This window comes from Brachybacterium sp. AOP3-A1-3 (genome assembly GCF_052378285.1).
In the GTDB taxonomy this organism is placed as follows: Bacteria; Actinomycetota; Actinomycetes; order Actinomycetales; family Dermabacteraceae; genus Brachybacterium.
Genome location: NZ_JBQSXM010000004.1, coordinates 179,423 through 202,699, shown reverse-complemented (window position 1 = coordinate 202,699; position 23,277 = coordinate 179,423). Strand labels below are relative to the sequence as shown.

19 protein-coding genes, 1 tRNA gene and 1 riboswitch are annotated in these 23,277 nt (G+C 71.4%); of the genes, 14 read left to right on the top strand and 6 right to left on the bottom strand.

What is annotated here, in order from left to right:
• Window positions 1–24: 24 nt before the first annotated feature.
• Complete coding sequence (locus ACT3T5_RS08145; RefSeq protein ID WP_444594114.1) at window positions 25–603, bottom strand: GNAT family N-acetyltransferase; 579 nt, start codon at window positions 601–603, stop codon at window positions 25–27.
• A 77-nt stretch (window positions 604–680) separates the two neighbouring features.
• On the opposite strand from ACT3T5_RS08145, the gene ACT3T5_RS08140 reads away from it, so the two are divergent.
• The 3 genes from ACT3T5_RS08140 (at window position 681) to ACT3T5_RS08130 (ending at window position 5,069) form a co-directional block, all read left to right on the top strand.
• Window positions 681–1,658 (top strand): o-succinylbenzoate synthase, encoded by a 978-nt coding sequence (locus ACT3T5_RS08140; protein ID WP_444578024.1) that lies wholly within the window; start codon window positions 681–683, stop codon window positions 1,656–1,658.
• A 73-nt stretch (window positions 1,659–1,731) separates the two neighbouring features.
• Complete coding sequence (gene menD, locus ACT3T5_RS08135) at window positions 1,732–3,618, top strand: 2-succinyl-5-enolpyruvyl-6-hydroxy-3-cyclohexene-1-carboxylic-acid synthase (RefSeq protein WP_444594113.1); 1,887 nt, start codon at window positions 1,732–1,734, stop codon at window positions 3,616–3,618.
• The gene (locus ACT3T5_RS08130) at window positions 3,606–5,069 is read left to right on the top strand and encodes a S1C family serine protease (RefSeq protein ID WP_444594112.1); all 1,464 of its coding nucleotides are present in this window, start codon (window positions 3,606–3,608) and stop codon (window positions 5,067–5,069) included. The genes menD and ACT3T5_RS08130 overlap by 13 nt, the downstream gene beginning before the upstream one ends.
• A gap of 51 nt (window positions 5,070–5,120) precedes the next feature.
• Here the strand turns inward: ACT3T5_RS08130 and ACT3T5_RS08125 are convergent, their stop codons facing one another.
• The gene (locus ACT3T5_RS08125) at window positions 5,121–6,548 is read right to left on the bottom strand and encodes an isochorismate synthase (protein WP_444594111.1); all 1,428 of its coding nucleotides are present in this window, start codon (window positions 6,546–6,548) and stop codon (window positions 5,121–5,123) included.
• A 171-nt stretch (window positions 6,549–6,719) separates the two neighbouring features.
• Between ACT3T5_RS08125 and ACT3T5_RS08120 the strand changes: the two genes are divergently transcribed.
• Entirely contained in the window at window positions 6,720–8,186 is a 1,467-nt protein-coding gene (locus ACT3T5_RS08120; protein ID WP_444594110.1) for a cell division protein PerM, read from the top strand.
• A 90-nt stretch (window positions 8,187–8,276) separates the two neighbouring features.
• Here the strand turns inward: ACT3T5_RS08120 and ACT3T5_RS08115 are convergent, their stop codons facing one another.
• Complete coding sequence (locus ACT3T5_RS08115) at window positions 8,277–8,708, bottom strand: hypothetical protein (RefSeq protein ID WP_444594109.1); 432 nt, start codon at window positions 8,706–8,708, stop codon at window positions 8,277–8,279.
• A 73-nt stretch (window positions 8,709–8,781) separates the two neighbouring features.
• Here ACT3T5_RS08115 and purN point away from each other — a divergent pair, with 73 nt between their 5' ends.
• From purN to ppk2, 3 genes are all read left to right on the top strand, one after another.
• The gene (gene purN, locus ACT3T5_RS08110) at window positions 8,782–9,378 is read left to right on the top strand and encodes a phosphoribosylglycinamide formyltransferase (RefSeq protein WP_444594108.1); all 597 of its coding nucleotides are present in this window, start codon (window positions 8,782–8,784) and stop codon (window positions 9,376–9,378) included.
• Window positions 9,379–9,500: 122 nt separating this feature from the next.
• Window positions 9,501–9,577: riboswitch (ZMP/ZTP riboswitch) on the top strand.
• A gap of 32 nt (window positions 9,578–9,609) precedes the next feature.
• A complete protein-coding gene (purH, locus tag ACT3T5_RS08105; protein ID WP_444578031.1) occupies window positions 9,610–11,283 on the top strand; it encodes a bifunctional phosphoribosylaminoimidazolecarboxamide formyltransferase/IMP cyclohydrolase in 1,674 nt (557 codons plus the stop codon).
• 438 nt (window positions 11,284–11,721) lie between these two features.
• On the top strand, window positions 11,722–12,627 hold the full coding sequence (gene ppk2, locus ACT3T5_RS08100) for a polyphosphate kinase 2 (RefSeq protein ID WP_444594107.1): 906 nt from the start codon (window positions 11,722–11,724) through the stop codon (window positions 12,625–12,627).
• A 325-nt stretch (window positions 12,628–12,952) separates the two neighbouring features.
• On the opposite strand, the gene ACT3T5_RS08095 is transcribed toward ppk2, so the two are convergent.
• The gene (locus ACT3T5_RS08095; RefSeq protein WP_444578033.1) at window positions 12,953–14,467 is read right to left on the bottom strand and encodes an aspartate ammonia-lyase; all 1,515 of its coding nucleotides are present in this window, start codon (window positions 14,465–14,467) and stop codon (window positions 12,953–12,955) included.
• Between the two features lie 88 nt (window positions 14,468–14,555).
• Here ACT3T5_RS08095 and ACT3T5_RS08090 point away from each other — a divergent pair, with 88 nt between their 5' ends.
• The 4 genes from ACT3T5_RS08090 to galK all read left to right on the top strand — a co-directional run bounded on the left by ACT3T5_RS08090 (window position 14,556) and on the right by galK (window position 19,085).
• Entirely contained in the window at window positions 14,556–14,846 is a 291-nt protein-coding gene (locus ACT3T5_RS08090; RefSeq protein WP_444594106.1) for a DUF3017 domain-containing protein, read from the top strand.
• Between the two features lie 155 nt (window positions 14,847–15,001).
• Window positions 15,002–16,447 carry a threonine/serine ThrE exporter family protein gene (locus ACT3T5_RS08085; protein ID WP_444578035.1) on the top strand — a complete coding sequence of 482 codons (1,446 nt, stop codon included), beginning with the start codon at window positions 15,002–15,004 and terminating at the stop codon, window positions 16,445–16,447.
• Between the two features lie 30 nt (window positions 16,448–16,477).
• Window positions 16,478–17,560: a lactonase family protein gene (locus ACT3T5_RS08080; RefSeq protein ID WP_444594105.1), complete on the top strand. Its 1,083-nt coding sequence runs from the start codon at window positions 16,478–16,480 to the stop codon at window positions 17,558–17,560.
• Between the two features lie 253 nt (window positions 17,561–17,813).
• A complete protein-coding gene (gene galK / locus ACT3T5_RS08075; protein ID WP_444594104.1) occupies window positions 17,814–19,085 on the top strand; it encodes a galactokinase in 1,272 nt (423 codons plus the stop codon).
• On the opposite strand, the gene ACT3T5_RS08070 is transcribed toward galK, so the two are convergent.
• Together ACT3T5_RS08070 and ACT3T5_RS08065 are read right to left on the bottom strand one after the other, a co-directional pair.
• Window positions 19,027–20,151, bottom strand: coding sequence for an adenosine deaminase (locus ACT3T5_RS08070; RefSeq protein WP_444594103.1), 1,125 nt, complete (start codon window positions 20,149–20,151; stop codon window positions 19,027–19,029). The genes galK and ACT3T5_RS08070 overlap by 59 nt on opposite strands.
• 39 nt (window positions 20,152–20,190) lie before the next feature.
• On the bottom strand, window positions 20,191–21,435 hold the full coding sequence (locus ACT3T5_RS08065; protein WP_444578039.1) for a pyridoxal phosphate-dependent aminotransferase: 1,245 nt from the start codon (window positions 21,433–21,435) through the stop codon (window positions 20,191–20,193).
• Window positions 21,436–21,816: 381 nt separating this feature from the next.
• Between ACT3T5_RS08065 and ACT3T5_RS08060 the strand changes: the two genes are divergently transcribed.
• From ACT3T5_RS08060 to nusG, 3 genes are all read left to right on the top strand, one after another.
• Window positions 21,817–21,889: transfer RNA gene (locus ACT3T5_RS08060), tRNA-Trp, on the top strand.
• Window positions 21,890–21,952: 63 nt separating this feature from the next.
• Window positions 21,953–22,225 carry a preprotein translocase subunit SecE gene (secE, locus tag ACT3T5_RS08055; RefSeq protein WP_444578040.1) on the top strand — a complete coding sequence of 91 codons (273 nt, stop codon included), beginning with the start codon at window positions 21,953–21,955 and terminating at the stop codon, window positions 22,223–22,225.
• Window positions 22,226–22,298: 73 nt separating this feature from the next.
• A complete protein-coding gene (gene nusG / locus ACT3T5_RS08050) occupies window positions 22,299–23,246 on the top strand; it encodes a transcription termination/antitermination protein NusG (protein WP_444578041.1) in 948 nt (315 codons plus the stop codon).
• Window positions 23,247–23,277: the final 31 nt, after the last annotated feature.

The window sequence follows — 23,277 nt, the reverse complement described above, 5'->3', positions numbered from 1 at the left end:
GGGGAGAGGCACCCTGGGGTGAGGTCAGCGACTCCAGGGCAGCTCGGAGGTCGACGGCACCGGGTCGCTGCGCAGGCGCCCGTAGGTGAGCACGTCGTGGCGCTCGCCGTCGAGGAGGAACTTCTGGCGTTCGGTGCCCTCGTGCACGAAGCCGGCGGCGCGGGCCACGGCCCCGGACGCCGGATTGTTCACCCGGTGGCCGAGCTCGAGCCGCTCCAGTCCCCAGCCGCCGTCGGCCACAGGGCGCAGCGCGCGGTTCGCCACGGCCGCCGCGGCCTGCGAGGTCACACCCTGACCGCGGAAGCTGGCGTGCAGCCAGTAGAAGAACCATCCCAGACGGTGTGGCTCCTCGATGCTCACGCCGACGAGCCCGACCAGCTCGCCTCCGCCAGGTCCACCCCTGCCCGCTTCCGTCGCTCCGTCGTGCACGATCGCGATGCCGCGACGTGAGGGCCCCTCGAGCCAGCCGATCATCTCCTGAGCCTGCGGGAGCGAGGTGACGTCGCCCTGGCGCACCATGTCCGGGGAGGACGCGAAGGCGGCCAGCACGGCGGGGGCATCGCCCGGCCGGACGGGGCGGAGTCGGTGGGGTGGGGCGCTCATCACGGTCACGATAGCGAGGCCCGCCGGAGGCGTCGCGCGAATTCCTCCTCGGCCGGTGCGCCCGCTAGCCTCGAAGGATGCTCATCCCTTCCGCACTGCGCGAGCGCGGCATCGACCGCGTGCTCGCGTGGGCCATCCCCATGACCACACGTTTCCGCGGCATCACCGAGCGTGACGGCCTGCTCCTGCACGGCCCCGCCGGATGGGCGGAGTTCTCCCCGTTCTGGGACTACGACGCCGCGGAGTCCGCGTCCTGGCTGCGGGCGGCGCTCGCCGACGCGACCGCGGACCGCCCCGCGCCGCGACGCGAGGAGATTCCGGTCAACGCCACCATTCCGGTGGTTCCCGCGGTGCTCGCCCACCGCATCGCGACCGTCGGCGGTGCCCGGACGGCCAAGATCAAGGTCGCCGACCCCACCTCCTCGCTCGCCGAGGACACCGAACGGATCGAGGCGGTGCGAGACGCGCTGGGCCCGACCGGCAGGATCCGCATCGACGCCAATGCCGCCTGGACCCTCGACCAGGCGAAGGAGGCCCTGCCGCTCCTGGACCGCGCCGCCGGCGGCCTCGAGTACGCCGAGCAGCCCTGCGCCTCGATCGAGGACCTTGCGGCGCTGCGCCGCGCCGTCGACATCCCGATCGCGGCCGACGAGTCCGTGCGCCGCGCCGAGGATCCGCTGCGCGTGGCCCGGGCCGGCGCGGCCGACGTCCTGGTCATGAAGGTGCAGCCCCTCGGCGGCGTGCAGCGGTGCCTGGAGCTCGCCGACCAGGCCGGCCTGCCCGTGGTGGTGTCCTCCGCCCTCGAATCCAGCGTGGGCCTCAGCGCCGGCCTCGCGCTCGCCGCCGCGCTCCCGGACCTGCCCTACGCCTGCGGACTGGCGACGGCCTCACTGCTCACCGGGGACCTCGTGCCCGATGCCCTGCATGCCCGAGCCGGCACGCTGCCGGTGGCGCGCCCCGAGCCGCTCGAGCAGCTCACCGATCGCCACGCCGCCCCCGCCCCGCTCGCCGCCCGCTGGGAGGAGCGCCTGACCGCCTGCCTCGACGCGCTGTGAGCTGCCTCGGCACTCCGGGGTCGCCATGACCGGTGCGGGGGCCGGGCCCCGTCGAGCGCACTACCCTGGCGGCATGCCTGAGAACGCAACCGCCGCCCCCGCCCGCGGGATCCCCGTCCCCGCTCCGACAGGGTCCGGGGCGGTCGACCAGGCGATCGCGATCTGGCGCGCGCTCGCCGAGCTCGGGGTGACCGATACGGTGCTCGCGCCGGGCTCCCGCAGCGCTCCGCTGGTCTACGCACTCGCCGGCCCGCAGCTCGAGGGCGCGGTCCGGGCGCACGTGCGGATCGACGAGCGCGCCGCCGCCTTCACCGCTCTGGGTCTGTCCCGGTTCGACCCCGAGCACCCCGCAGTGGTGGTGACGACCTCCGGCACGGCGACCGCCCACCTGCACGCCGCGGTGATGGAGGCCCACCATTCACGGATCCCGCTGATCGTGCTCACCGCGGACCGTCCGGCCGAGCTACGGGACGTCGGAGCGAACCAGACCACACGGCAGGCGGGGATGTTCCGTTCCCTGGTGCGCCTGGACGCGGACCTCCCTGCCCCGACCGCCGAGGCCGCCACCGCCACCGAGCTGCGCACCGCGGTCTCCACCCTCGCTCGGGCCGTCGCCGCGGCGACCGGCGAGCACCCCGGCCCCGTGCACGTGAACCTCTCCTTCCGGGACCCGCTCGTCCCGCGACCGGATACCGACGGGCAGGCTATGCAGGCCTCGCTGAGCACGCTGAGCACGCTGAGCACGCTGAGCACGCTGAGCACGCCGAGCTCGCTGGCCTCGCAGGCCGCGCCGGCCACGGAGGCAGGATCTGCAGCGGAGCGCCCGCAGATCGTGCTCACCCGGCGGTCGCGCCCGCTGCCCCCGCAGCCCCACCCCGTCCCGATCTCCGCGCGCACCGTGGTGGTCGCGGGGGACGGGGCGGGAGCGGCGGCCCGTGAGCTCGCCGAGCGTCACGCCCTGCCGTTGCTCGCCGAGCCGAGCTCCGGGGCGCATTCCGGCCCCTCCCTCGTGCCCGGCTATCCGGCCCTCCTCGCGCAGATCATGGCCGATCCCCAGCATCCGCTGCGCCCGGACCGCGCGATCGTGCTGGGGCATCCGACGCTCTCGCGACCGGTGATCGGGCACCTGCTGGGAGCACAGGACGTGGACGTGGTCGTGGTGGACCCGCAGCTGGACTTCGCCGATGCGGCCCGTCGGGCACGGCTCGTGCTGCCCGCCGCCCGGGGGGAGGACGTCGCCGACGAGGCGGAGCTCGAGCGTCGTCGGCAGCACGTGGACGCCTGGCGCGCGGCAGCCTCCCAGGTCGTGGCCGGGCTGCCGTCTACCTGGCAGCAGCAGGCCGCGCTCGCCGTCTGGGAGGCGACAGGGGAGGACGACCTCCTGGTGCTCGGCTCCTCCAGCCTCGTGCGGGACCTCGAACAGCATGCCGGGCCCACGGCGGGCCGGGTGATCGCGAACAGAGGGCTCGCCGGGATCGACGGCACCACGTCCCTCGCCGGCGGGATCGCCCTCGCCCACCAGGCGACGGGCCCGGGAGCGGGACAGTCGGCAGAGCAGGCAGCAGGGCGGGAACCCGAGCACACAGCAGGGCGGGTGCGTCTCCTGGTGGGAGACCTCACTGCGCTGCACGATCTCACCGGGCTGGTCATCGGCCCTCTAGAACAGGTCCCGGATCTCGACATCGTGATCGTCGACGACGGCGGCGGCCGGATCTTCTCCGGCCTCGAGCACGCCCAAGCGCCGCCTGACCTGCTGCGGCGCTTCTTCACCACCCCGCACGGCACGGACCTCGAAGCGGCTGCGAGGGCGCTGGGGGCAGAGGCCCGGACCGTCACCGGCACCAGGCTGGGCACAGCTCTCGCACAGCGTGGCTCCGGATTGCGGGTGTTCATTGTTCACCAGGAGATCAGCGCACTGTCGCTGGAGCAGCAGGCGGAGGTGGACCCATGCACGACATGAACGATGCGTACGACCCGACCCAGAACGGCCGGCCCGAGCAGCCCACCGGGCCCTGGGGCGCCGCGGGGGAGCAGGAAACCTCGCAGGCGCGGGCGAGCAGCGCCTCGGACGGGACGACGCACGAGTACCCGGCCTACTCGCCTGCGGCCTACTCATCTCCGACGTCCTCGTCCTCGTCGTCGGCGCCGACGTCGGCCTTCTCCGGCCCCTCCGCCTACCCGTCCCCGTACGGCCAGAGCCCCTCGACGAGCACGGCCGCGAGCACCGCCGCGAGCACGACGGCACCGGTCGCCGCGGGCACGACGGCTCCGGTCGCCGCGGGCACGGCGGCCCGAGGCCACGGACCAGGATGGGGCGGCGTCACGGGCCTGGTCGCCCTGGGCATGCTGGTCTCCAGCGGTCTGACCCTGGGCGGAGTCGTCGCCTATGACCAGTTCCTGGCGCCGGCACCGGCGGCGACGAGCACGACGCAGGCCGCTCCCGAGGCCTCCGCCCATCCCGCATCGGTGTCCACCGTCGATGATCCCGACTGGGCGACGGTCGCCGACCAGGTCGCACCCAGCGCCGTCGCGATCCAGGTGGACACCGGGTCCGGGACGAGTCTGGGCACCGGGGTCGTCCTCGACGACAAGGGCACGATCCTCACCAACAACCACGTCATCGACGGCGCGAAGGCCGTCCAGGTCACCACCAGCGACGGACTCGGCTATGAAGGGACGGTCATCGGTGCCGATCCGACCACGGACCTCGCCGTGCTGCGCCTGAACTCCCCTCCGGAGGATCTGAAGCCGGCCACCTTCGCCGACTCGTCCTCCATCGCCGTGGGTCAGCCGGTGATGGCGCTGGGCACGCCGCTGGGACTCGAGAACACGGTCACCACGGGGATCGTCTCGGCGGTGGACCGGCCCGTGACCGCCACCGGCGAGGACCCCGCCGGCTCGGACACGACCTACACCTCCGCGATCCAGACCGACGCCGCGATCAATCCCGGCAACTCCGGCGGTCCGCTCGTGGACGCCGCCGGGCAGGTGATCGGGATCAACTCCTCCATCGCGGGGATCCCGGGCGGCTCGGGACAGGCCGGCAGCATCGGGCTCGGCTTCGCGATCCCGTCGAACACCGCGACCCTCATCGCGGACCAGCTGCAGGCCGACGGCACAGCGGACCACTCATTCCTCGGGGTGACCAGCAGGGACGGGGCACAGTCCGTCGGAGACGTCGCCTATCACGGCGCCGACGTGGTCGGCATCGAGCCCGACAGTCCCGCCTCCGCCGCAGGGCTGCGAGAGGGCGACCTGATCACGAAGATCGACGACACGCCCGTCGGCAGCGCGGCCGCGCTGACCGGCGTGGTGCGAGGGCTCCCTGTCGGGTCCGACCACACGCTCACCGTGGTCCGGGACCAGTCGGTGCAGAGCATCGACATCACCCTGGGCAGCCAGCCCGCCTGAGCGCCAGCCGACGTCCGAGTCCCCTCGGCCTCAGTCTCCGCCGACTCGGGGTCAGGTGCCGAGGGTCGGCTCGGGAGGGGTCTCCTCGATCTCGCTCGCGGCGGGCGCACCCCGCAGGGCACGCAGCATCGGACGGCACTTCGCGAGGACCTCGGCATGCTCGGAGACGGGATCGGAGGCGGAGACCAGGCCGCCGCCGGCCTGCAGCGTGACGGCCTTCTCAGCACTCAGATGCGCCATCCGCAGGGCGATCGCCCACTGCCCGTCCCCGGCGGCGTCCATCCAGCCCACGGGGGAGGCGTACCCGCCGCGGTCATGGGGCTCGAGGCGCGCGATGATCTCGTCGGCGGCCTCCCGAGGTGTCCCGGAGACGGCAGCGGACGGGTGCAGGCGGGAGGCGACGTCCACGCTCGTGGTCCCCGGGCGCAGGCGTGCGGACACATCCGAGGCGAGATGCTCCAGTCCCGGCAGGCGCAGCACGAAGGGTTCGCGGGAGACGTCGATGTCCTCGGCCAGGCCCCCGAGGCGCTCGACGACGGACTCCACGGCGAAGGCATGCTCGGAGAGCTCCTTCGCGTCGGAGCGGAAGGCGCGTCGATCGACCTCGTCCAGCTCGCCGTCGTCGGCCACCGGTCGTGTGCCGGCCAGCACCCGGGAGAACACCCGGCCGGTCTCGGTCTGGGCGAGCATCTCGGGGCTCGCCCCGATCACGTCGTCGAGGTGGTAGACCCAGGTGCTCGGGTAGTCACGGGCCAGATTCGCCAGCAGCACCGCCGGCTCGATGGGGTGCTCGGCGGTGACCGTGGTGCGCTCGGAGAGGACCACCTTCTCGGCGCGGCCCGCGCAGATTTCCATCACGGCCTCCTGGACCAGGGCCTGGTACTCGTCGGGCGTGTGGTCCGCCTCGACCTCCAGCTCGTCCGACCGGACGGGCGGGACGGGCGTGGACGGGAACAGATCGCGCCAGGACGACGGGATCACCGGCTCCTCGTCCACCCCCACGACGGTCAGGAACGACTCGCCGTCATGGACGCCGAGCAGGGCGCTGGGCACCATCAGGCGGGAGGCACGCTGCGAGGTGTCGGCGTAGGAGAAGCTGCCCAATGCGATCAGGCCGCTGGTGCGGGTGCGCACCTCGTCGTCGATCCGGGCGGCCGCGGCGATGGCCTGGAAGGCGGCGCTCGCCGCCGCGAAGCGATGGGGGCCCGACGTCTGCACGCTCCAGGCGGTCCCGAGCGCGACCATGCCCTGGCCGTGGCGCAGCCAGGCACCGCTCACGTCGAGCGGGATATGGCCCAGCAGGTCGACGGTCTCCTCGAGGCGCAGCGTGCGCACGATCAGCGACGGCACGGCAGCGGCAGTCCCGGCGGAGCTCGGGGTCTCGGCAGCCACTGCGGGCTCGGCAGGCTCAGCGGGCTCAGCAGTCACTGCAGGCTCAGCGGGCTCGGCAGTCTCAGGGGGCAGGATCGGGTCGGACATCCGTGTCATTATGCGACACCGGAGCGGCTCGCGCCGTGACCCGCGTCCCCTCCCGGGATGCACGAGCAGACGCCGCTGAGGTGCGACCATGGACCGGCGCCCCCATCCGTGGGAGCGCCGGGCCGGATTCCGGGCCCGCTTCCCCGCAGTGACCCGCTCAAGGAGCAGTTCGTGAACAGCACCGGCGACAGCATCGCGACGCCTCTGGTCCGCGGCACGATCGCCGCGGTGATCTCGCTGGGCACCGCGGTCGCTCTGGTGGTCGTGCCCGCGCTGGCCGCCCAGGTCGCCGGAACGCGGTCGACCGCGACCGCCCTGGACGCGATCATCATCGCGCTCAACGTCCTGGTCCTCGGCCACGGCGGCGGCATCGTGCTGAGCACCGGGGTCATCGACGGTGCCGTCACCCTCACCCCGTTCGGTCTGCTGGGGCTGCTGCTGCTCATCTCCACCCTCGGCATGCGTCGTGTGGGGCGGGCGCTGCAGCTCGTCCGGGACGACGGCGTGCTGCGGGTGCGGGCGCTCCGCGACGCCGGCGGTGCGCTCGGCGCCTACGCAGCGGTCTACGCGGTCGGCTTGGCGGTGCTCGCCGGGATCGGCCGCAGCGCCGACACCAGCCCGGTGGTGACCTCGGCGATCGTGTCCGGGGCGATGGTGGCGGTTCTCGGCGGGGTGCTGGGGATCCTGTGGTCCCTGCGCCGTGAGGCGACCTCCACGATCCCCGGAGTGCGCGTGCTCGAGCTGCTCCCCGCACCCTTCGGCGACGTGGCCCGCTCTGCGCTCATCGCGCTGATCGGCCTGCTGGGGGTGGGGATGCTCCTGAGCGTCGTGATGATGGTCGTCTCCGTGCGCGAGCAGTCCTCCCTGTTCGACGCGCTCGACCCCGGGATCATCGGCGCGATCGTCCTCACGCTCGTCCAGCTGGCGCTGCTGCCGCTGCTCGCGGTCTGGGCGCTCGTGATCCTCCTCGGCGGCACGGTCGGGGTGGGGTCGTCCGCGTCGATCTCGCTCGACGGCTCCGCGACGGGTGTGATGCCCGCGCTCCCGCTGCTGGGCGCCTTCCCCGGTCCCGGAGACTTCTCCGGGTGGTTCTGGCTGCTCCTGGTGGTGCCGGCGGTGCCGGTCGTCGTCGGCGCGCTGCGCCTGGTCCGGGATGTCGAGGACCTCGAGCCGCGCGACCGCATCACTGCCGGGATCGCCTATCCCGTGGCGGTGACGGTGGGCGTGCTGCTGCTCGCAGGACTGGCGACCGGAGGCATCGGGGAGGGGCGACTGGTGCACCTCGGCCCGCAGATGGGATCCCTCATCCTCCCGCTGCTGGGGATGGTCGTGGTCAGCACCGGCCTGGTGATCATGGTGCTCGCCACTCCGGCGGTGCCCTGGGTGCGCGGACAGATCGCTGCACTGCGGGCGAAGGTCGAGAGCGCAGAGAACTCGGAGAAGTCGGGGATCTCGGAGAGCTCGGAGAGATCAGAAGGGTCCGGGATCTCGGGCCGGTCCGGCACGGGAGGCGCGCCGGGGTCCGACGACGATGGCGACGATCACGATGCCGACGCCGACGCCGACGCCGATGTCGACGTCGATGTCGATGGCGCTGTCGACGCCGAGCCACGCGGCTCCGACGGGACAGACAGGTAGGACGGGGCAGGCAGCTCTGACAGCTCTGACAGCTCCGACGGGACAGACTGCACCGACGGGACAGACCGGTACGACAGGTCGACGGGGGCGTCAGCCGCCCAGCAGGTCGCTGATCCAGGTCGCCATCGAGTCCTGGGCCTCTGCGTCGCACGCCACGCGCGCCTGCTCGGTGAGCGCCGTGGCACGGCATTCCTCGATCTCTGACATCGGGCCGTAGAACAGCAGGCTCAGCAGGGAGCCGGCGGTGATCAGCAGCGTGGCCGGCACCCCGATGACCAGCGAGATCACGGCGATGCCCGGACGGCCCTGACGGAACGACTGCACCGCGAGCAGCACCAGCAGCACCAGGGCCACGAGGGCGCCGACCCCGGCGGCCAGGGAGAACGGCAGCGGGGTCAGGAGCAGCAGCCAGGAGGCGAGCATCGTCAGGAGCAGGGCGCGCACCAGTCGCCGGTGGCGGGAGGCTGCATCGGATCCGGAGGCGGTCGCCTCGGTCCCTTCGGTGTCACGGTCGCTGCTCATTGTTCCTAGTGTGCCTGGTCCGCCTGGACGTCGTGCCGCTCGACGCCCACGGCGCTCCGACTACGCTGGCACGGTGACCCGCACCCCCATCGCCGTCCTCATCTCCGGTACCGGTTCGAACCTCGCCGCACTCCTGCGTGCGAGCGCGGAACCCTCGTGCCCCTTCGTCGTGGTCGGGGTGATCGCCGACCGTGACGCCTCCGGCCTCGAGCATGCCCGCTCCGCCGGTATCCCCACCGAGGTGATCCGTCTCGCAGACCATGCGGACCGCGCCGCCTGGGACCGGGCGCTCGCCGCCTCGGTGACCCGCCTGGAACCTCAGCTGGTCGTGCTCGCCGGGTTCATGAAGCTCGTGGGTCCGCCGCTGCTGGACGCCTTCGGCGGGCGCATCGTCAACACGCACCCCGCCCTGCTGCCCTCCTTCCCCGGCGCCCACGGAGTGCGCGACGCCCTCGCCCACGGGGTGAAGGTCAGCGGCGCCACCGTCATCGAGGTCGATGCGGGCGTCGACACCGGGCGCATCCTCGCCCAGGTACCCGTCGAGGTCCGGGCCGAGGACACCGAGCACGACCTCCATGAGCGGATCAAGGCCGCGGAGCAGCCCCTGCTCGTCGAGGTGGTCCGCGGTCTGACCGCTGGACGGCAGGACGGGCCTGCGGCCACTCTCTGAGCCGTTCACCGGTGGGACGGTCGTGGTTCCGTGCGATGTCCTGTTCGCCGGCGGGCCGCCCCGCGGTCGCGCGCTGATCACTGGGCGGAGCAGGCTCCCGCTGTCAGGGGGTGCTGGCTAGAATGGCCCCACACGACTGGCGAAGGTGGGCGACCACCGGGGAGTGACACTACGAGCATCGACCGCCTGGGTGCTCGTCGCAAGGACCCGATCCGAACAGGAGCACGCCTCGTGACCACCACTCAGCGCCGCCCGATCCGCCGCGCCCTCATCTCCGTCTTCGACAAGACGGGGATCGTCGACCTCGCCCGCACCCTCTCCGAGAACGGCGTCGAGATCGTCTCGACCGGTTCCACCGGCTCGACCATCCGCGACGCCGGCATCGACGTCACCGACGTCGCCTCCGTGACCGGCTTCCCCGAGATGCTCGACGGCCGCGTCAAGACCCTCCACCCTCGCGTGCACGGCGGCCTGCTGGCCGATCAGCGCCTCGACTCCCACCGTGCACAGCTCGCCGAGCACGGCATCGAGCCCTTCGACCTGGTCGTGGTGAACCTCTACCCGTTCCGCGAGACCGTCGCGGCCGGCGGCAGCTTCGACGAGATCATCGAGAAGATCGACATCGGTGGCCCCTCCATGGTGCGCGGCGCCGCGAAGAACTTCGCCTCCGTCGCCGTGGTCGTGGATCCCGAGGTCTACCCGACGGCCGCCGAGGCCGCGGAGGCCGGCGGCTTCACCCTCGCCGAGCGCCAGGAGCTCGCCACCATCGCCTTCACCCGCACCGCCGAGTACGACGACGCGATCAGCGACTGGATGCTCGACCAGCTCCCCGAGGTCGAGGACGACGAGGCGGCGGACGACATCGCACAGGATGACGACGCCCAGAATGCGGATGCACCCCGGAGCATCCTCGATCTCGACGACGAGGACGCCGCCCAGCTCGGCTTCACCGCCACGCTCCGCTACGGCGAGAACCCCCACCAGCGCGCCCGCCTGGCCGTGACCGATCCCGAGGTGCCCGGCATCGCCGGTGCCGAGCAGCTGGGCGGCAAGGCGATGAGCTACAACAACTACGTGGACGCCGACGCCGCCGTGCGCGCCGCCTTCGACCACGAGCGCCCCTGCGTCGCGGTGGTCAAGCACAACAACCCCTGCGGGATCGCCGTGGCGGCCGAGGGTGAGGACATCGCCGTCGCCCACCTGCGTGCCCACGGCACCGACCCGCTGTCCGCGTACGGCGGCGTCATCGCCACCAACCGTCCCGTCACGCTCGCCATGGCCCAGCAGGTCAAGCCGATCTTCACCGAGGTCATCCTGGCGCCGGCCTACGAGGACGAGGCGCTCGAGCTGCTGCGCACCAAGAAGAACCTGCGGATCCTGCTCCTGGAGGGCGAGTACTCCCGCGAGGTCGAGATGCGCGAGATCTGGGGCGGCATGCTCGTCCAGGACACCGACGCCGTCGACGCCGAGGGCGACGACCCCGCGAACTGGACCCTGGCCTCCGGGGACGCGGCCGACGAAGCGACCCTGGCGGACCTCGCCTTCGCCTGGCGCTCCGTGCGTGCGGTGAAGTCCAACGCGATCCTGCTCGCCAAGGACGGTGCCGCCGTGGGCCTCGGGATGGGTCAGGTCAACCGCCTGGACTCCTGTCGTCTGGCCGTCTCCCGTGCGAACTCGCTGGGCGAGCACGCCGAGGGCGAGACCGCCCCCGAGCGCGCTCGCGGCGCGGTCGCCGCGTCGGACGCCTTCTTCCCCTTCGCCGACGGTGCACAGATCCTGCTCGACGCCGGGGTGCGGGCGATCGTGCAGCCAGGCGGCTCCATCCGCGACGACGAGGTCATCGAGGCGTGCCGCGCCGCCGGTGCGACCCTCTACCTCACCGGGACCCGCCACTTCGCGCACTGAGCCGCACCGCGCGGCACTGAGCGCACGGAGCGCACGGAGCGCGCTGGGCGCGCTGGGCGACCTGGACCGCCGTTCGACGGTGCCCGGGAAGCTCAGCCGCCGGGCCGCACGTCCATCGGATCGTCCCGTCGTCGGGTGGCTCTGCCGGCGGAGCGCCCCGTCGGCGGGCCGCTCTGCCGGAGGAGCTCTCCGTCGGCGGGCCGCTCTGCCGGAGGATCACCCTGCCGACGGATCATCCGGTCGGCGGGCATCCCCGGCGCCAGGTGGGAACAGACCTCGGTCGATCGCCCCGTCGCCCCGTCAGGCGCGGGGCGGTCGCCGTACCGTCGGCCGAGAGGTACCCACAGCACGACACAATCGAGCCGGCGTTCACCGGCTCGACACCCCGGACCCCTAGAGTTGGGGCCATACACCAGCGTGACGCCCGAAGGAGTGGCCGTGAGAATCCCCGACAACCAGAGCCTGCGCGAGTACATCGAGCATCTGCGCGAGGAGGGCTACTCGGTCAAGGACGGGCATACCCCGGACCCGGATCTGATCGACCCTCAGGGCAACCCCGTCTACACCTGGCAGGAGGGGTACCCGTACGAGACGCGCATGGAACGTGACGAGTACGAGCGCGAGAAGTACAAGCTCCAGGTCGAGCTGCTGAAGTACCAGTACTGGCTCGAGGACAACGATCAGAAGTCGATCATCATCTTCGAGGGACGCGATGCGGCCGGCAAGGGCGGCACCATCAAACGCTTCACGGAGCATCTGAACCCGCGCACCGCCCGGGTCGTCGCGCTGAACAAGCCCAGCGATCGCGAGCGGGGCCAGTGGTACTTCCAGCGCTATATCCAGCATCTGCCCACCGAGGGCGAGATGGTGCTCTTCGACCGCTCCTGGTACAACCGCGCCGGGGTCGAGCGGGTCATGGGCTTCGCCTCCCCGGAGGAGTACGAGACCTTCATGAACCAGGTGCCCTACTTCGAGCGCATGCTCGTGGACTCCGGCATCTTCGTCACCAAGTTCTGGTTCTCGGTGTCCCAGAAGGAGCAGCGCACGCGCTTCGCGATCCGTCAGCTGGACCCGGTGCGACGCTGGAAGCTCTCCCCGATGGACCTCGAGTCCCTCGACCGTTGGGAGGCGTACACGCAGGCCAAGGAGGAGATGTTCCGCCGCACGGATAAGAAGTACGCGCCGTGGACGATCATCCGCTCCAACGACAAGAAGCGGGCGCGGCTGAACGCGATGCGCTACTTCCTGTCCCAGTTCGAATACGAGGGCAAGGACCACGAGGTGGTCGGCGTCCCCGATCCGAAGCTCGTCATGCGCGGCAAGATGGAAGAGGCCGACGAGTGAGCTGACGCTGAAGGGCGCCCGGCCGCGGACACCCCAGCACCACTGAGGGGATCCGCCGCCGAGTCGCTCGTTCGCCGAGCTCCCGCCGGGTCGCTCGTTCGCCGAGCTCCCGCCGGGTCCGTTGTTACCCGAGCTCCCGCTGGGTCCGTTGTTACCCGAGCTCCCGCCGAGTCCCTTGATTCGTCCCGTCAGTGGGACGTTTCTGGGGACTCGAGCCGTCGTTGCCGTGTCCGAGCGCCCTGGGACGCCCGAGCTCGGGTGCCGGCCGCGAGGTCGTGGCGCTGGGGCCGGACCTCGCGGCCGCGCTCAGCCATGGGGGCTGCGCTCAGCCTTCGCTGTCGGACTCGAGGGGGAGCCGCGTGATCTCTCCGGAGTCCAGCCATTCGTTCGACAGATCCGGCATCGTCCCGGTCGGGGTCGCGCGATGCGGGCTGGTCATCGACTCGGGGGAGAGCAGCGACTTGAGCCGGTTCTCGTCCAGCAGGCCCCGCTCGAGCACCAGATCGGCGACCGGGCGGCCTGTCTCCAGGGCCGTCGAGGCGACATCGGTGGCAGCGGCGTAGCCGATCACCGGCACCAGCGCCGTGACCACGCCGATCGAGCGGCGCAGGTTGTCCTCGAGGGTGTCCTCGTTCAGGGTGATCCCGGCGATGCAGCGATCGGCCAGGGTGTTCATCGCCCGCGTCATGATGCGGGTGGACTCGAGGATGTTGAAGGCGATCACCGGCTCGAAGGCGTTCAGCTGCAGCTGCCCGCCCTCGGCGGCGAAGGCCACCGTGAGGTCGTTGCCGATCACCTCGAAGGCGACCTGGTTGACGACCTCGGGGATCACCGGGTTCACCTTGCCCGGCATGATCGAACTGCCCGGCTGCACCGCGGGCAGGTTGATCTCGTGGAAGCCGGCCCGGGGACCGGAGGAGAGCAGACGGAGGTCGTTGCAGATCTTCGAGATCTTCACCGCGATGCGGCGCAGGATCCCCGAGAAGGTCACGAAGGCACCGGTGTCGCTCGTGGCCTCGACCAGATCGGCGGACAGCACGAAATCGATCCCGGTGAGGCCGGCGAGCTCCTGGGTGGCGAGCTGCGCGTACCGGGGGTCGGTGGTGATGCCCGTGCCGATCGCAGTCGCTCCGAGGTTGATCTCCTGGAACGCGGCCGCGGTGCGGGTGAGGCGCACGACGTCCTCCTCGATGGTGGTGGCCCAGGCGTTGAACTCCTGGCCCACGGTCATCGGAACCGCATCCTGCATCTGCGTGCGGCCCATCTTCAGCACCCGGGAGTACTCCGCACCCTTGGCGCGGAGGGTGGTGATCAGGTGGTCCATCGACTCCACCAGCGCGGGGAAGGTCAGCAGGATCCCCAGACGCAAGGAGGTGGGGTACACGTCGTTCGTGGACTGGGCGAGGTTGACGTGGTTGTTGGGGTGGAGATGCTCGTACTCGCCCTTCTCCCGGCCCATGATCTCCAGCCCGCGGTTGGCGATCACCTCGTTGGCGTTCATGTTGGTGCTGGTCCCGGCACCACCCTGGATCATGTCCACGACGAAGTGCTCGTGGAGCTCGCCGTCGACGATCTCCGTGCAGGCCTGCTCGATGGCCGCAGCCCGCTCGTCGTCGAGCGCACCGAGTCCGTGATTCGCGCGGGCCGTGGCCCGCTTGACCTGGGCGAGTGCCTCGATCAGTCGCGGGAAGTGACTCAGCGGCACGTCCGTGATGTGGAAGTTCTCCTGCGCTCGCAGGGTCTGGATGCCGTAATAGGCGTCGGCGGGGACGTCGCGGTCGCCGAGCAGATCATGCTCGGAACGGGTCGCGGTGCCGGGCGTCGAACCGGGGCTGGTCATGTGAAGGAGTCCTCCAGGTCGCTCTGATGGTCGACGTCGTTGCCGACCACGGCAAGCGTAGCCGGGAGCGACCCGTAGCATGGCCCCTGTGCCTGTTGAACGATCGCCCTTCTCTCTGGGTGCGGCCTGCCGACGTCAGGTCGTCCTGGTCCTGACGCTGCCCGCCGTCGCGGGCATCATCATTACGGGGACCGTGGTCGGCGCGCCGCTGGCCGGGCTCCTGTTCGCGGTGCTGCTGGGCCTGCTCGCGCTGGTCCGCGCCGTGCTGCCGGTCCGCGCCGTCGGAGCCCTCGCGGTCCGCTCGCGGGGCGTCGACGCCGGGGTGCTCGCACTGCTCGCGATAGGCCTCGGTGTGCTGTCTGTCTCGCCCAACCTCTGAGACCTCCGCACACCCCGGAGCCGCCCCTCCTCGCCTCCCGGGCATCCCTCGTGCGACCTCGCCGGCCGCCCCCTCGGCCGTACACCGAGGAGTGTGACGAGTACCAGGTCGCCGCGTGCTGTTTTCCGTGATCCCCCGTGTGGCACGATCATCCCGTGCCCACCGATTCCATCCGGCTCCATGCCGTGTTCGACCTCGCCATGAGGATCGGAGAAGGCCTGCTCACGAACGGGGCGGCCGCCTCCGAGGTGACGGCGACCGTTCTGCGGATCACCAGCTCCTCGGGCCTGCGCAACGTCTCCGTGCAGGTGACCTTCGACGAAGTCGTCATCTCGTACCTCGAGGACGAGGGGGCCACCCCGTTCACCCGGGTGCGCTCCGCCGCGGCACGCGTCCAGGACTTCGCCCGCCTGGCGGCCTTCGAGGACATCACGCACGGCTACATCTCCGGCGAGTTCCCGCTCGAGGAGGCCCGACGGATGGCGGGTGCCGTCGCCCAGACGCCCCCGTTGTACAAGCTGCCGCTGGTGGTCCTCGGCTTCGCGGTGATGGGCGGCTCGGCGGCGCTGAGCTTCGGGGCGGGATCCCTCGTGGTGATCGCCGCGACGGTCGCGGCAGGGCTGCTGATCGCCTCCGGGGAGTTCCTCGCGCGCAAGCACATCCCGCCCTTCTACGGACAGGCGATCGGCGGCTTCCTCGCCGTGGGGGCCGCCCTGGCCGTGCACCTCATCAACCCCGCCCTGAACTCCTCGATCGTCGTGGTCTCCTGCATCATCGTGCAGCTGTGCGGACTCTCCTCGATCGCGGCGGTGCAGGATGCCGTGACCGGCTGGTACGTGACCGCCGCCGGCCGCATCCTGGAGACCCTCATGCTCACCGTGGGCCTCGTCGCCGGGGTGCGGGGCGGGATCCTGCTGGCCGACGCGATCGGCGCGGACATCTCCGTGAGCGCGTCGATCCCGATCTCGCTGATCACCGTGGTGTGGGTGGTGGTCTCCGGGATCGGGATGGGGATCGGCTTCGGCGTCGGCACCCAGGTGCCGTGGAAGGTCCTGCCCTGGATGGCCCTGGTCGCGCTGATCTCGGCGCTGATCTCCCACGTCGTCACCGGGCTGTTCCTGGAGCGTCTGTACGCGGTGACGCTCGCCGGGCTCTTCACCGGGCTGATCGCGGTGGTGCTCGGCGATCGCCTGCGGGTGCCGACCCTGCTCTTCGTCATGGGCGGGATCATCCCGCTGGTGCCGGGCAGCCTCATCTACCGCGGACTGCTGGGACTGGGGGAGGACGTCAGCTCCGGAGCCAGCGAGCTGTTCGGCGCCGGCGAGATCGCGGTGGGCATCGCCGCCGGAGCCGTGCTCGGCCAGCTGCTGGCCTCCCGCATCCTGCCGTACTTCCGCCGCAGCGGCATCGCCTACACCCCGAGCATCTCCCTGCCGTTCACCACTCTTCGCCGTCGCCGGCTCACGATGGGATCGCGCAGCTTCCGGCGTCGCACCGGCGCTCCGGTCGTCGAGCCGTCTACGATGACGGGCGAGATGACAGCGCTGTCGCCCGCACTCTTCGACGAGCTCGAGGACCTCGATCCTCCGTCGGACGGCTAAGGGAGCGCGAACCGATCCCGAGGAGACCCCATGAGCACTTCCGCACTGATCGCCGTCGGCGGCTACTCGCGCAGCGGCAGCGGCCGCGGTCCGGGGATCGAGCTGCTGCGGCTCACGACCGGTCACGATGCGGGAAGCTCCGCGGGCGCCGCACCCTCCGTCGAGCGACTCGCCGCACTCGACCTGCCGGACCCCTCCTTCGTGCTCTGGAGCGCCGACGGATCCCTGCTGTACGCGGTGCTGGAGACGACGCCGACGCGCGTCGTCGCGGTCCGGGTCGACGACGACGGGGCGTCCGCGGAGCTCATCGGTGATCTGGTCCTGGACGGGTCCGGCGGCTGCCATCTGGCTCCGGGACGCAGCCCGGGGACCCTGCTGATCGCCGACTACGGCTCGGGAACCGTGGAGACCGTGCGCCTGGACGACGACGGGGTGCCGGTCGAGGTCATCGACGTCGACGACCATCATGATCGCAGCGAGGGCCGGGACCCTCACCCGCATCAGGTGGTCGCTCTGCCCGGTACCGAGGCGCTGGCCGTGCCGGATCTCGGGCTGGACCGCGTGTTCCTCTACCGGCAGGACTCGACCGGCCAGATGGGGCTGACCGGCGAGATCCCCCTGAGCCGGGGGAGCGGGCCGCGGCACATCGCGCCGGACCACGAGTCCGATCAGCTGCACATCTCCTGCGAGCTCTCCGGGATGGTCGCCACTGCGGCGCGACGACCCGTGGAGACCACCCGCTCCGCGCCGACGGCGCTGAACGGCACCGCGCTGAGCTGGAGCGTGCGCTCCATGATCCCGGCGAGCGGCCGGGACGGGGACAACGCGCTGTCGCACATCGAGCTCGCCGACGTCGACGGGATGCTGCTGGTCGCCAACCGCGGGCCGGACACGATCTCCCTGCTGTCGCTGACGATGATGCGGCCGCAGATCGTCGCCGAGATCGAGGTGGGCGCCCACCCTCGGCACTTCACACAGCTCGGCGATCTGGTCCTCGTGGCGGCCCAGGAGGGCGATCGCATCGATGTGCTGCGTCGGGTGGGGGAGACCCTCTCGGTCGCTGCGGATCCGATCCCCGCCCCGTCGGTGTCCTGCCTCGCAGTGCGCCCCTGAAGCGCGCCCCGCAGTGCGCCCCTGAGCCGCGCCTCGCAGAGCGCCCCTGAGCCGCGCCTCGCAGAGCGCCCCTGAGCCGCGCCTCGCAGTGCGGCCCTGAGTAGCAGCGGGGCCCGACGCGGTCCCGATGCACGCCCGGAGAGACCGTGCAGCACTCTTGTCGTGCTGACGGTTAGACTCGCGGACGCCGTGCCGGATGTTGCCACAGGGCTCTGCCCCGTGCTCCGGCCCTCGACCGCTCGGGAGGAACACCATGACCACTGCCGCAGACACCGGCGCCGCCGCTGACGCCGGACGCTCCGGCGCCCCGGTCGCCGCGACCCCTGCCGTGACGCTGTCCTCGGCGCCGGACCGCCGTGAGGCCGCCGAGCGGGTCGAGTCGCTGTTCGCGGAGTCTTTCGGCTATGCGCCCGACGGTGTGTGGTCCGCCCCGGGGCGCGTGAACATCATCGGTGAGCACGTCGACTACCAGGACGGCCTGTGCCTGCCGATGGCGATCTCCCACCGGTGCTTCGCGGCCGCCGCGCGCACGCCCACCGATCTCGTCCGCCTGCGATCCGCCCAGGACGACCAGGTCCTGGAGATCCATGCCGGGGCTCTCGAGCCCGGTGCCGTCGAGGGCTGGCCCGCGTACGTGGCCGGTGTGCTGTGGGCGCTGCGGTCGCACATCTCCGGTGCCACCACCCAGGGCATGGACATCATGATCGACGGACAGGTCCCGCTCGGCGCCGGGCTCTCCAGCTCCGCAGCCCTCGAGTGCGCCGCAGCGGAAGCGATCGAGGCTCTGCTGTCGCTGGGCACCACGCCCCTCCAGCGGGTGCACGCCGCGATCACCGCCGAGACCGACTTCGCGGGCGCCTCCACCGGAGGACTGGACCAGTCCGCCTCGGTGCTCTCCCGCGCCGGGCACGCACTGTTCCTGGACTGCCGCGACTTCTCGACCCGAGCGGTGCCCTGGGACCTCGCCTCCCAGGGACTGGCGCTGCTGATCACGGACACCCGCGCCGAGCACTCCCACGTCGACGGCGAGTACACGGCCAGGCGGTCGGACAGCGAGCGCGCCGCCGCCGCCCTGGGCGTGCCGACGCTCCGCGACGCCGACGTCACGCAGCTCGACGACCTCCTGGCACGCCTGGACGACGAGGTCGTGCGCCGTCGCGCCCGGCATGCGATCACCGAGATCCAGCGGGTGAAGGACTTCGACGCGCTGCTCGCCGCGGGCACCGTGCGGGAGAACGTCCGTGAGCTCGGGGACCTCCTGGACGCCTCGCACGATTCGCTGCGCGACGACTACGAGGTGACCGTCGCCCAGCTCGATACGGCGGTCGACGCCGCCCGCGCGGCGGGTGCCCACGGCGCCCGCATGACCGGTGGCGGTTTCGGCGGCTCCACCATCGCGCTGATCGAGGCAGACCAGGCGGAGCAGGTCGCCACGGCCATCGCGGCTGCCTTCTCCGAGCGCGGGTTCACGGCGCCGGAGTTCTTCCTCGCCCTGCCGTCGGAGGGTGCTGGACAGGACCGCTGAGCCAGTCCGCCACCCCGGCCAGGAGACGTCGCTTCGTCGCGTCGTCGGCGGCCGAGATCCGGATCGAGGAGGCGGCGAGGTCGGCGAGCTCGGCATCGCTGAAGCCGATGGCCCGTGCGGTCTCGTACTGGTCCACCAGGCGTGATCCGAACAGGAGCGGGTCGTCGGCGCCGAGCGCGATCCGGGCGCCCGCGTCGACCAGCTGCCGCAGCGGGACGTCGGCGGGGTCGGAGACCACGCCGAGCGACGCATTGGAGGCGGGGCACACCTCGAGCCCGATGCCGGCCGCCACGATCCGCTCCAGCAGCTCCGGGTCGTCGGCCGCACGCACCCCGTGCCCGAGCCGGTTCGGTGCCAGATGGTCCACGACGTCCTCGACGTGGGTCGGGCCCAGCAGCTCGCCCCCGTGCGGGACCGACAGCAGACCGGCACGGCGGGCGATCGCGAAAGCCGGCCCGTACTCGGCGGTCACGCCGCGGCGCTCGTCGTTGGACAGCCCGAAGCCGATGACGCGGCCCGCATGCCGGGCCGCGAGACGGGCGAGGGTCCGGGCATCGAGCGGATGCCGGGTGCGGGAGGCGGCGACGATGAGGCCGATGCTCACACCGGTCTCCTCCTCGGAGCGCGCCGCCTGGTCCACCACGATCTCGAGGGCAGGGGTGAGCCCGCCGACGAAGGGCGCATAGCTGGTCGGGTCGACCTGCAGCTCGAGACGTCCGGAGCCCTCCGCGGCATCGTCGAGCGCCGCTTCGTGGACGATGCGCCGCATCGCCGACTCGGAGTCGACGACCGCCCGCGCCGCGTCGTACTGCCGCTGGAACCGGAACCAGCCGCGCCGCGTCGGCTCCACCTGCAGGGCGACGTCGTCGGTCAGGGACTGCGGCAGCCGGATGCCGCGCTCGTCGGCGAGGTGACGCAGCGTGGACGGGCGCATCGACCCGGTGAAGTGCAGGTGGAGGTGCGCCTTGGGCAGCGCCGCGAGGTCTCGCCCGGGCAGCACCGCGGGGTCCCGCCCCGGGAGCGCGGCGGGGCCTCGCCCGGGGAGCGCCGGTGAGGTGGAGCTCATCGCGGCGTCACCTCGTGCAGTCCCACGCGGCGCACCGTCTCACTCGGAGAGCAGGGCCGCCACACGGTCGATGCCCTCGGCGAGCTCGTCATCGTTCAGGGCGTAGGAGAACCGCAGGTGCCCGGGAGCGCCGAAAGCCTCGCCCGGGACGGCCGCGACCTCGGCCTCCTGCAGGATCACCGCGGCCAGCTCGGCCGAGGTGGAGACCGTCGTGCCCCGGATCTCGCGACCCAGCACACCGGAGACGTCCGGGAAGGCGTAGAACGCGCCCGTGGGCGTGGGAACGGTGAAGCCCGGGACCGCGGAGAGCTTCTCGACGATGGTGCGACGACGGCGGTCGAACGCCTCGCGCATGGCGTCGACCGGCTCCATCGGCCCGGTCACCGCGGCGATCGCGGCGCGCTGAGCGATGTTGTTCACGTGCGAGGTCAGGTGGGACTGGAGGTTGCTCGCCGCGGCGATGACGTCCTTGGGGCCCACCATCCAGCCCACGCGCCAGCCGGTCATGGCGAAGGACTTCGCGACGCCGCCCAGCAGCACCGTGGTCTCCGCGAGCTCGGGGACCTCGGCGAGGATCGAGGTGAACGGCACTCCGTCGTAGGTGAGGTGCTGGTAGATCTCGTCGGTGACCACCCAGATCCCGTGCTCGTGGGCCCAGCGGCCCACCTCGCGCAGCTGCTCCGCCGTGAGCACGACGCCGGTCGGATTCGAGGGGGAGCAGATCACGATCGCTCGGGTGCGTTCGGTGCGCGCCGCCTCGAGCTGCTCGATCGTGGGGACATAGCCCTGATCGACGCCGGCCAGGACCGGTACCTCGGTGGCCCCCGCCAGGCGGATCGCCTCGGGATAGGTGGTCCAGTACGGGGCCGGCAGCAAGACCTCGTCGCCCGGGTCCAGCAGCGTCGCGAAGGTCTGGTAGACAGCCTGCTTGCCGCCGTTGGTGACCAGCACGTGCGTCGGCTCGATCGTGAGCCCCGTCGAGCCCGAGATCATCTCGGCGAGGGCCAGTCGCAGTTCCGGCAGACCACCGGTGGCGGAGTAGCGGTGGTTCGCCGGGACGGACGCGGCCTCGATCGCCGCGTCGACGATGTGCTGCGGCGTCGGGAAGTCGGGCTCTCCGGCGCCGAACCCGATCACGGGACGGCCGGCCGCCTTGAGAGCCTTCGCGGTGGCGTCGACTGCGAGGGTCGCGGAGGGCGCGATCGAGCCGATCCGGCCCGAGATGCGGGCGCGCGCGGCGGGCTGAGAGGTGCTGGTGGCGGGGGATGCGTCGTCGGTGGTCACCCGCCTATCGTGGCAGAGGTCTCGTCTCTCTGCCAGAACGACCCGCCAGCGGACGCCCGTGCGCAGCGATCGGCCCCTCGTGCGACCTCGGGAGAGCTCGTGCTCACTCGGGAGACCTTGTGGGACCTCGTGAGGTCAGGTGGGCTGGGTGGGGCCCGCGGCGTCTCGCGGGAGTCCGGTGCGGACGCCGGATGGTTCCGCAGGGGGTACCCTCGACTCCGGTCGGCATCGGGCGCGTCCCGGGGCCGTGAAGGATTCGATGTGATCTGCCGCCAGCGGATTCGCACCAGATCCCCACGGCTTGTATGCTGGTCGCTGGTCAGAAGCGCGGATGTCGGCAACGGCACCGCAGATCAACCTCTCGAGGGTTCTCCCTCGTGAAGGGCAGTGGCGCAATTGGTAGCGCAGCGGTCTCCAAAACCGCAGGTTGCAGGTTCGAGCCCTGTCTGCCCTGCCGGTCCGATCGGGTTCGCCCGGTCGGATGCGGTTGACCTCGACGAGATCGGACAGCTCAGACGTGAACTCCAGCCAGAACGCCCCGTCGACGCCCACCAGCGGCGACGCGCCGGGCACCGGGTCCCGAAACCCGTTCCTGGCCATCGGTCTGTTCGTCCGCCAGGTCATCGCGGAGCTCAGGAAGGTCGTCGTCCCGACCCGCAAGGAACTGGTCTCGTACTCGGCCATCGTCCTCGCGTTCGTCATCGTGATGATCCTGCTGATCTTCGGCCTCGACGCCGGATTCAGCTGGCTGTCCCGGATCGCCTTCACGGATCCCGGCGCGGGACTCTGAGTCCGGCCGTGCCGTCGTACGCCGCACCGTGCCCGATCAGTCCCACAGCCGCCAGGAAGGCAGGTTCCCGCTGATGAGCGATCAGACCTCATCCCCCGAAGAGCCCTACCAGGACGTCGACGACACGCTGTCGTTCTCGTCGTCGCCCCAGGCCGAGACCGCGGCACCCGAGGGTGCCGAGTCCGACCTCGAGTCGCAGAGCGCCGAGGGCAGCTCCCTCGAGGGCGCCGATGACGTCGAGCAGACGGACGATGTCGAGCAGGCCGACGACGCAGAGCAGGCTGACGACGTGGAGCCCTCCACCACGGAGGCTGGCGATTCCGCCGCCGTCGAGGCCGACGACTCCGAAGAGCCTGCAGATTCCGAGGAGTCTGCTGATTCCGAGGAGTCCGACGACTCCGAGGAGTCCGAGGAGGAGGACCCGCTCCTCCAGCTCAAGATGCACCTGCGCTCCGCGCTCGGCGAGTGGTATGTCATCCACTCCTACTCCGGTCACGAGAACCGCGTGAAGACGCAGCTCGCGACGCGTACCGAGACTCAGGACATGGAGGACTTCATCTTCGAGGTCCAGGTCCCGATGGAGGACGCGACCGAGGTCAAGAACGGCCAGAAGAAGATCGTCCGCCGCGTGCGCATCCCCGGCTACGTGCTGGTGCGCATGGATCTGACCACGGAGTCCTGGCGCGTCGTGCGCGACACCCCGGGTGTGACCGGGTTCGTCGGCAACGCCACCGAGCCCACCCCGCTCAACTTCGACGAGATCTACTCGATGCTGGAGCCGTCGGTCGGACTGCCCGAGAAGAAGCGCTCCACCGGTGGCACCCCGGCGAAGTCGACCGCGCAGAAGATGCCCGACTTCCAGGTCGGCGAATCCGTCACGGTCATGGACGGCCCCTTCGAGACGATGCCCGCCTCGATCTCCGAGATCCACACGGAGTCGCAGAAGCTGCAGGTCCTCGTGTCGATCTTCGGCCGCGAGACTCCCGTCGAGCTCGCCTTCGACCAGGTCGCCAAGATCTGATCCCCCAGAACTGATCGGCGCCACGGCCTCC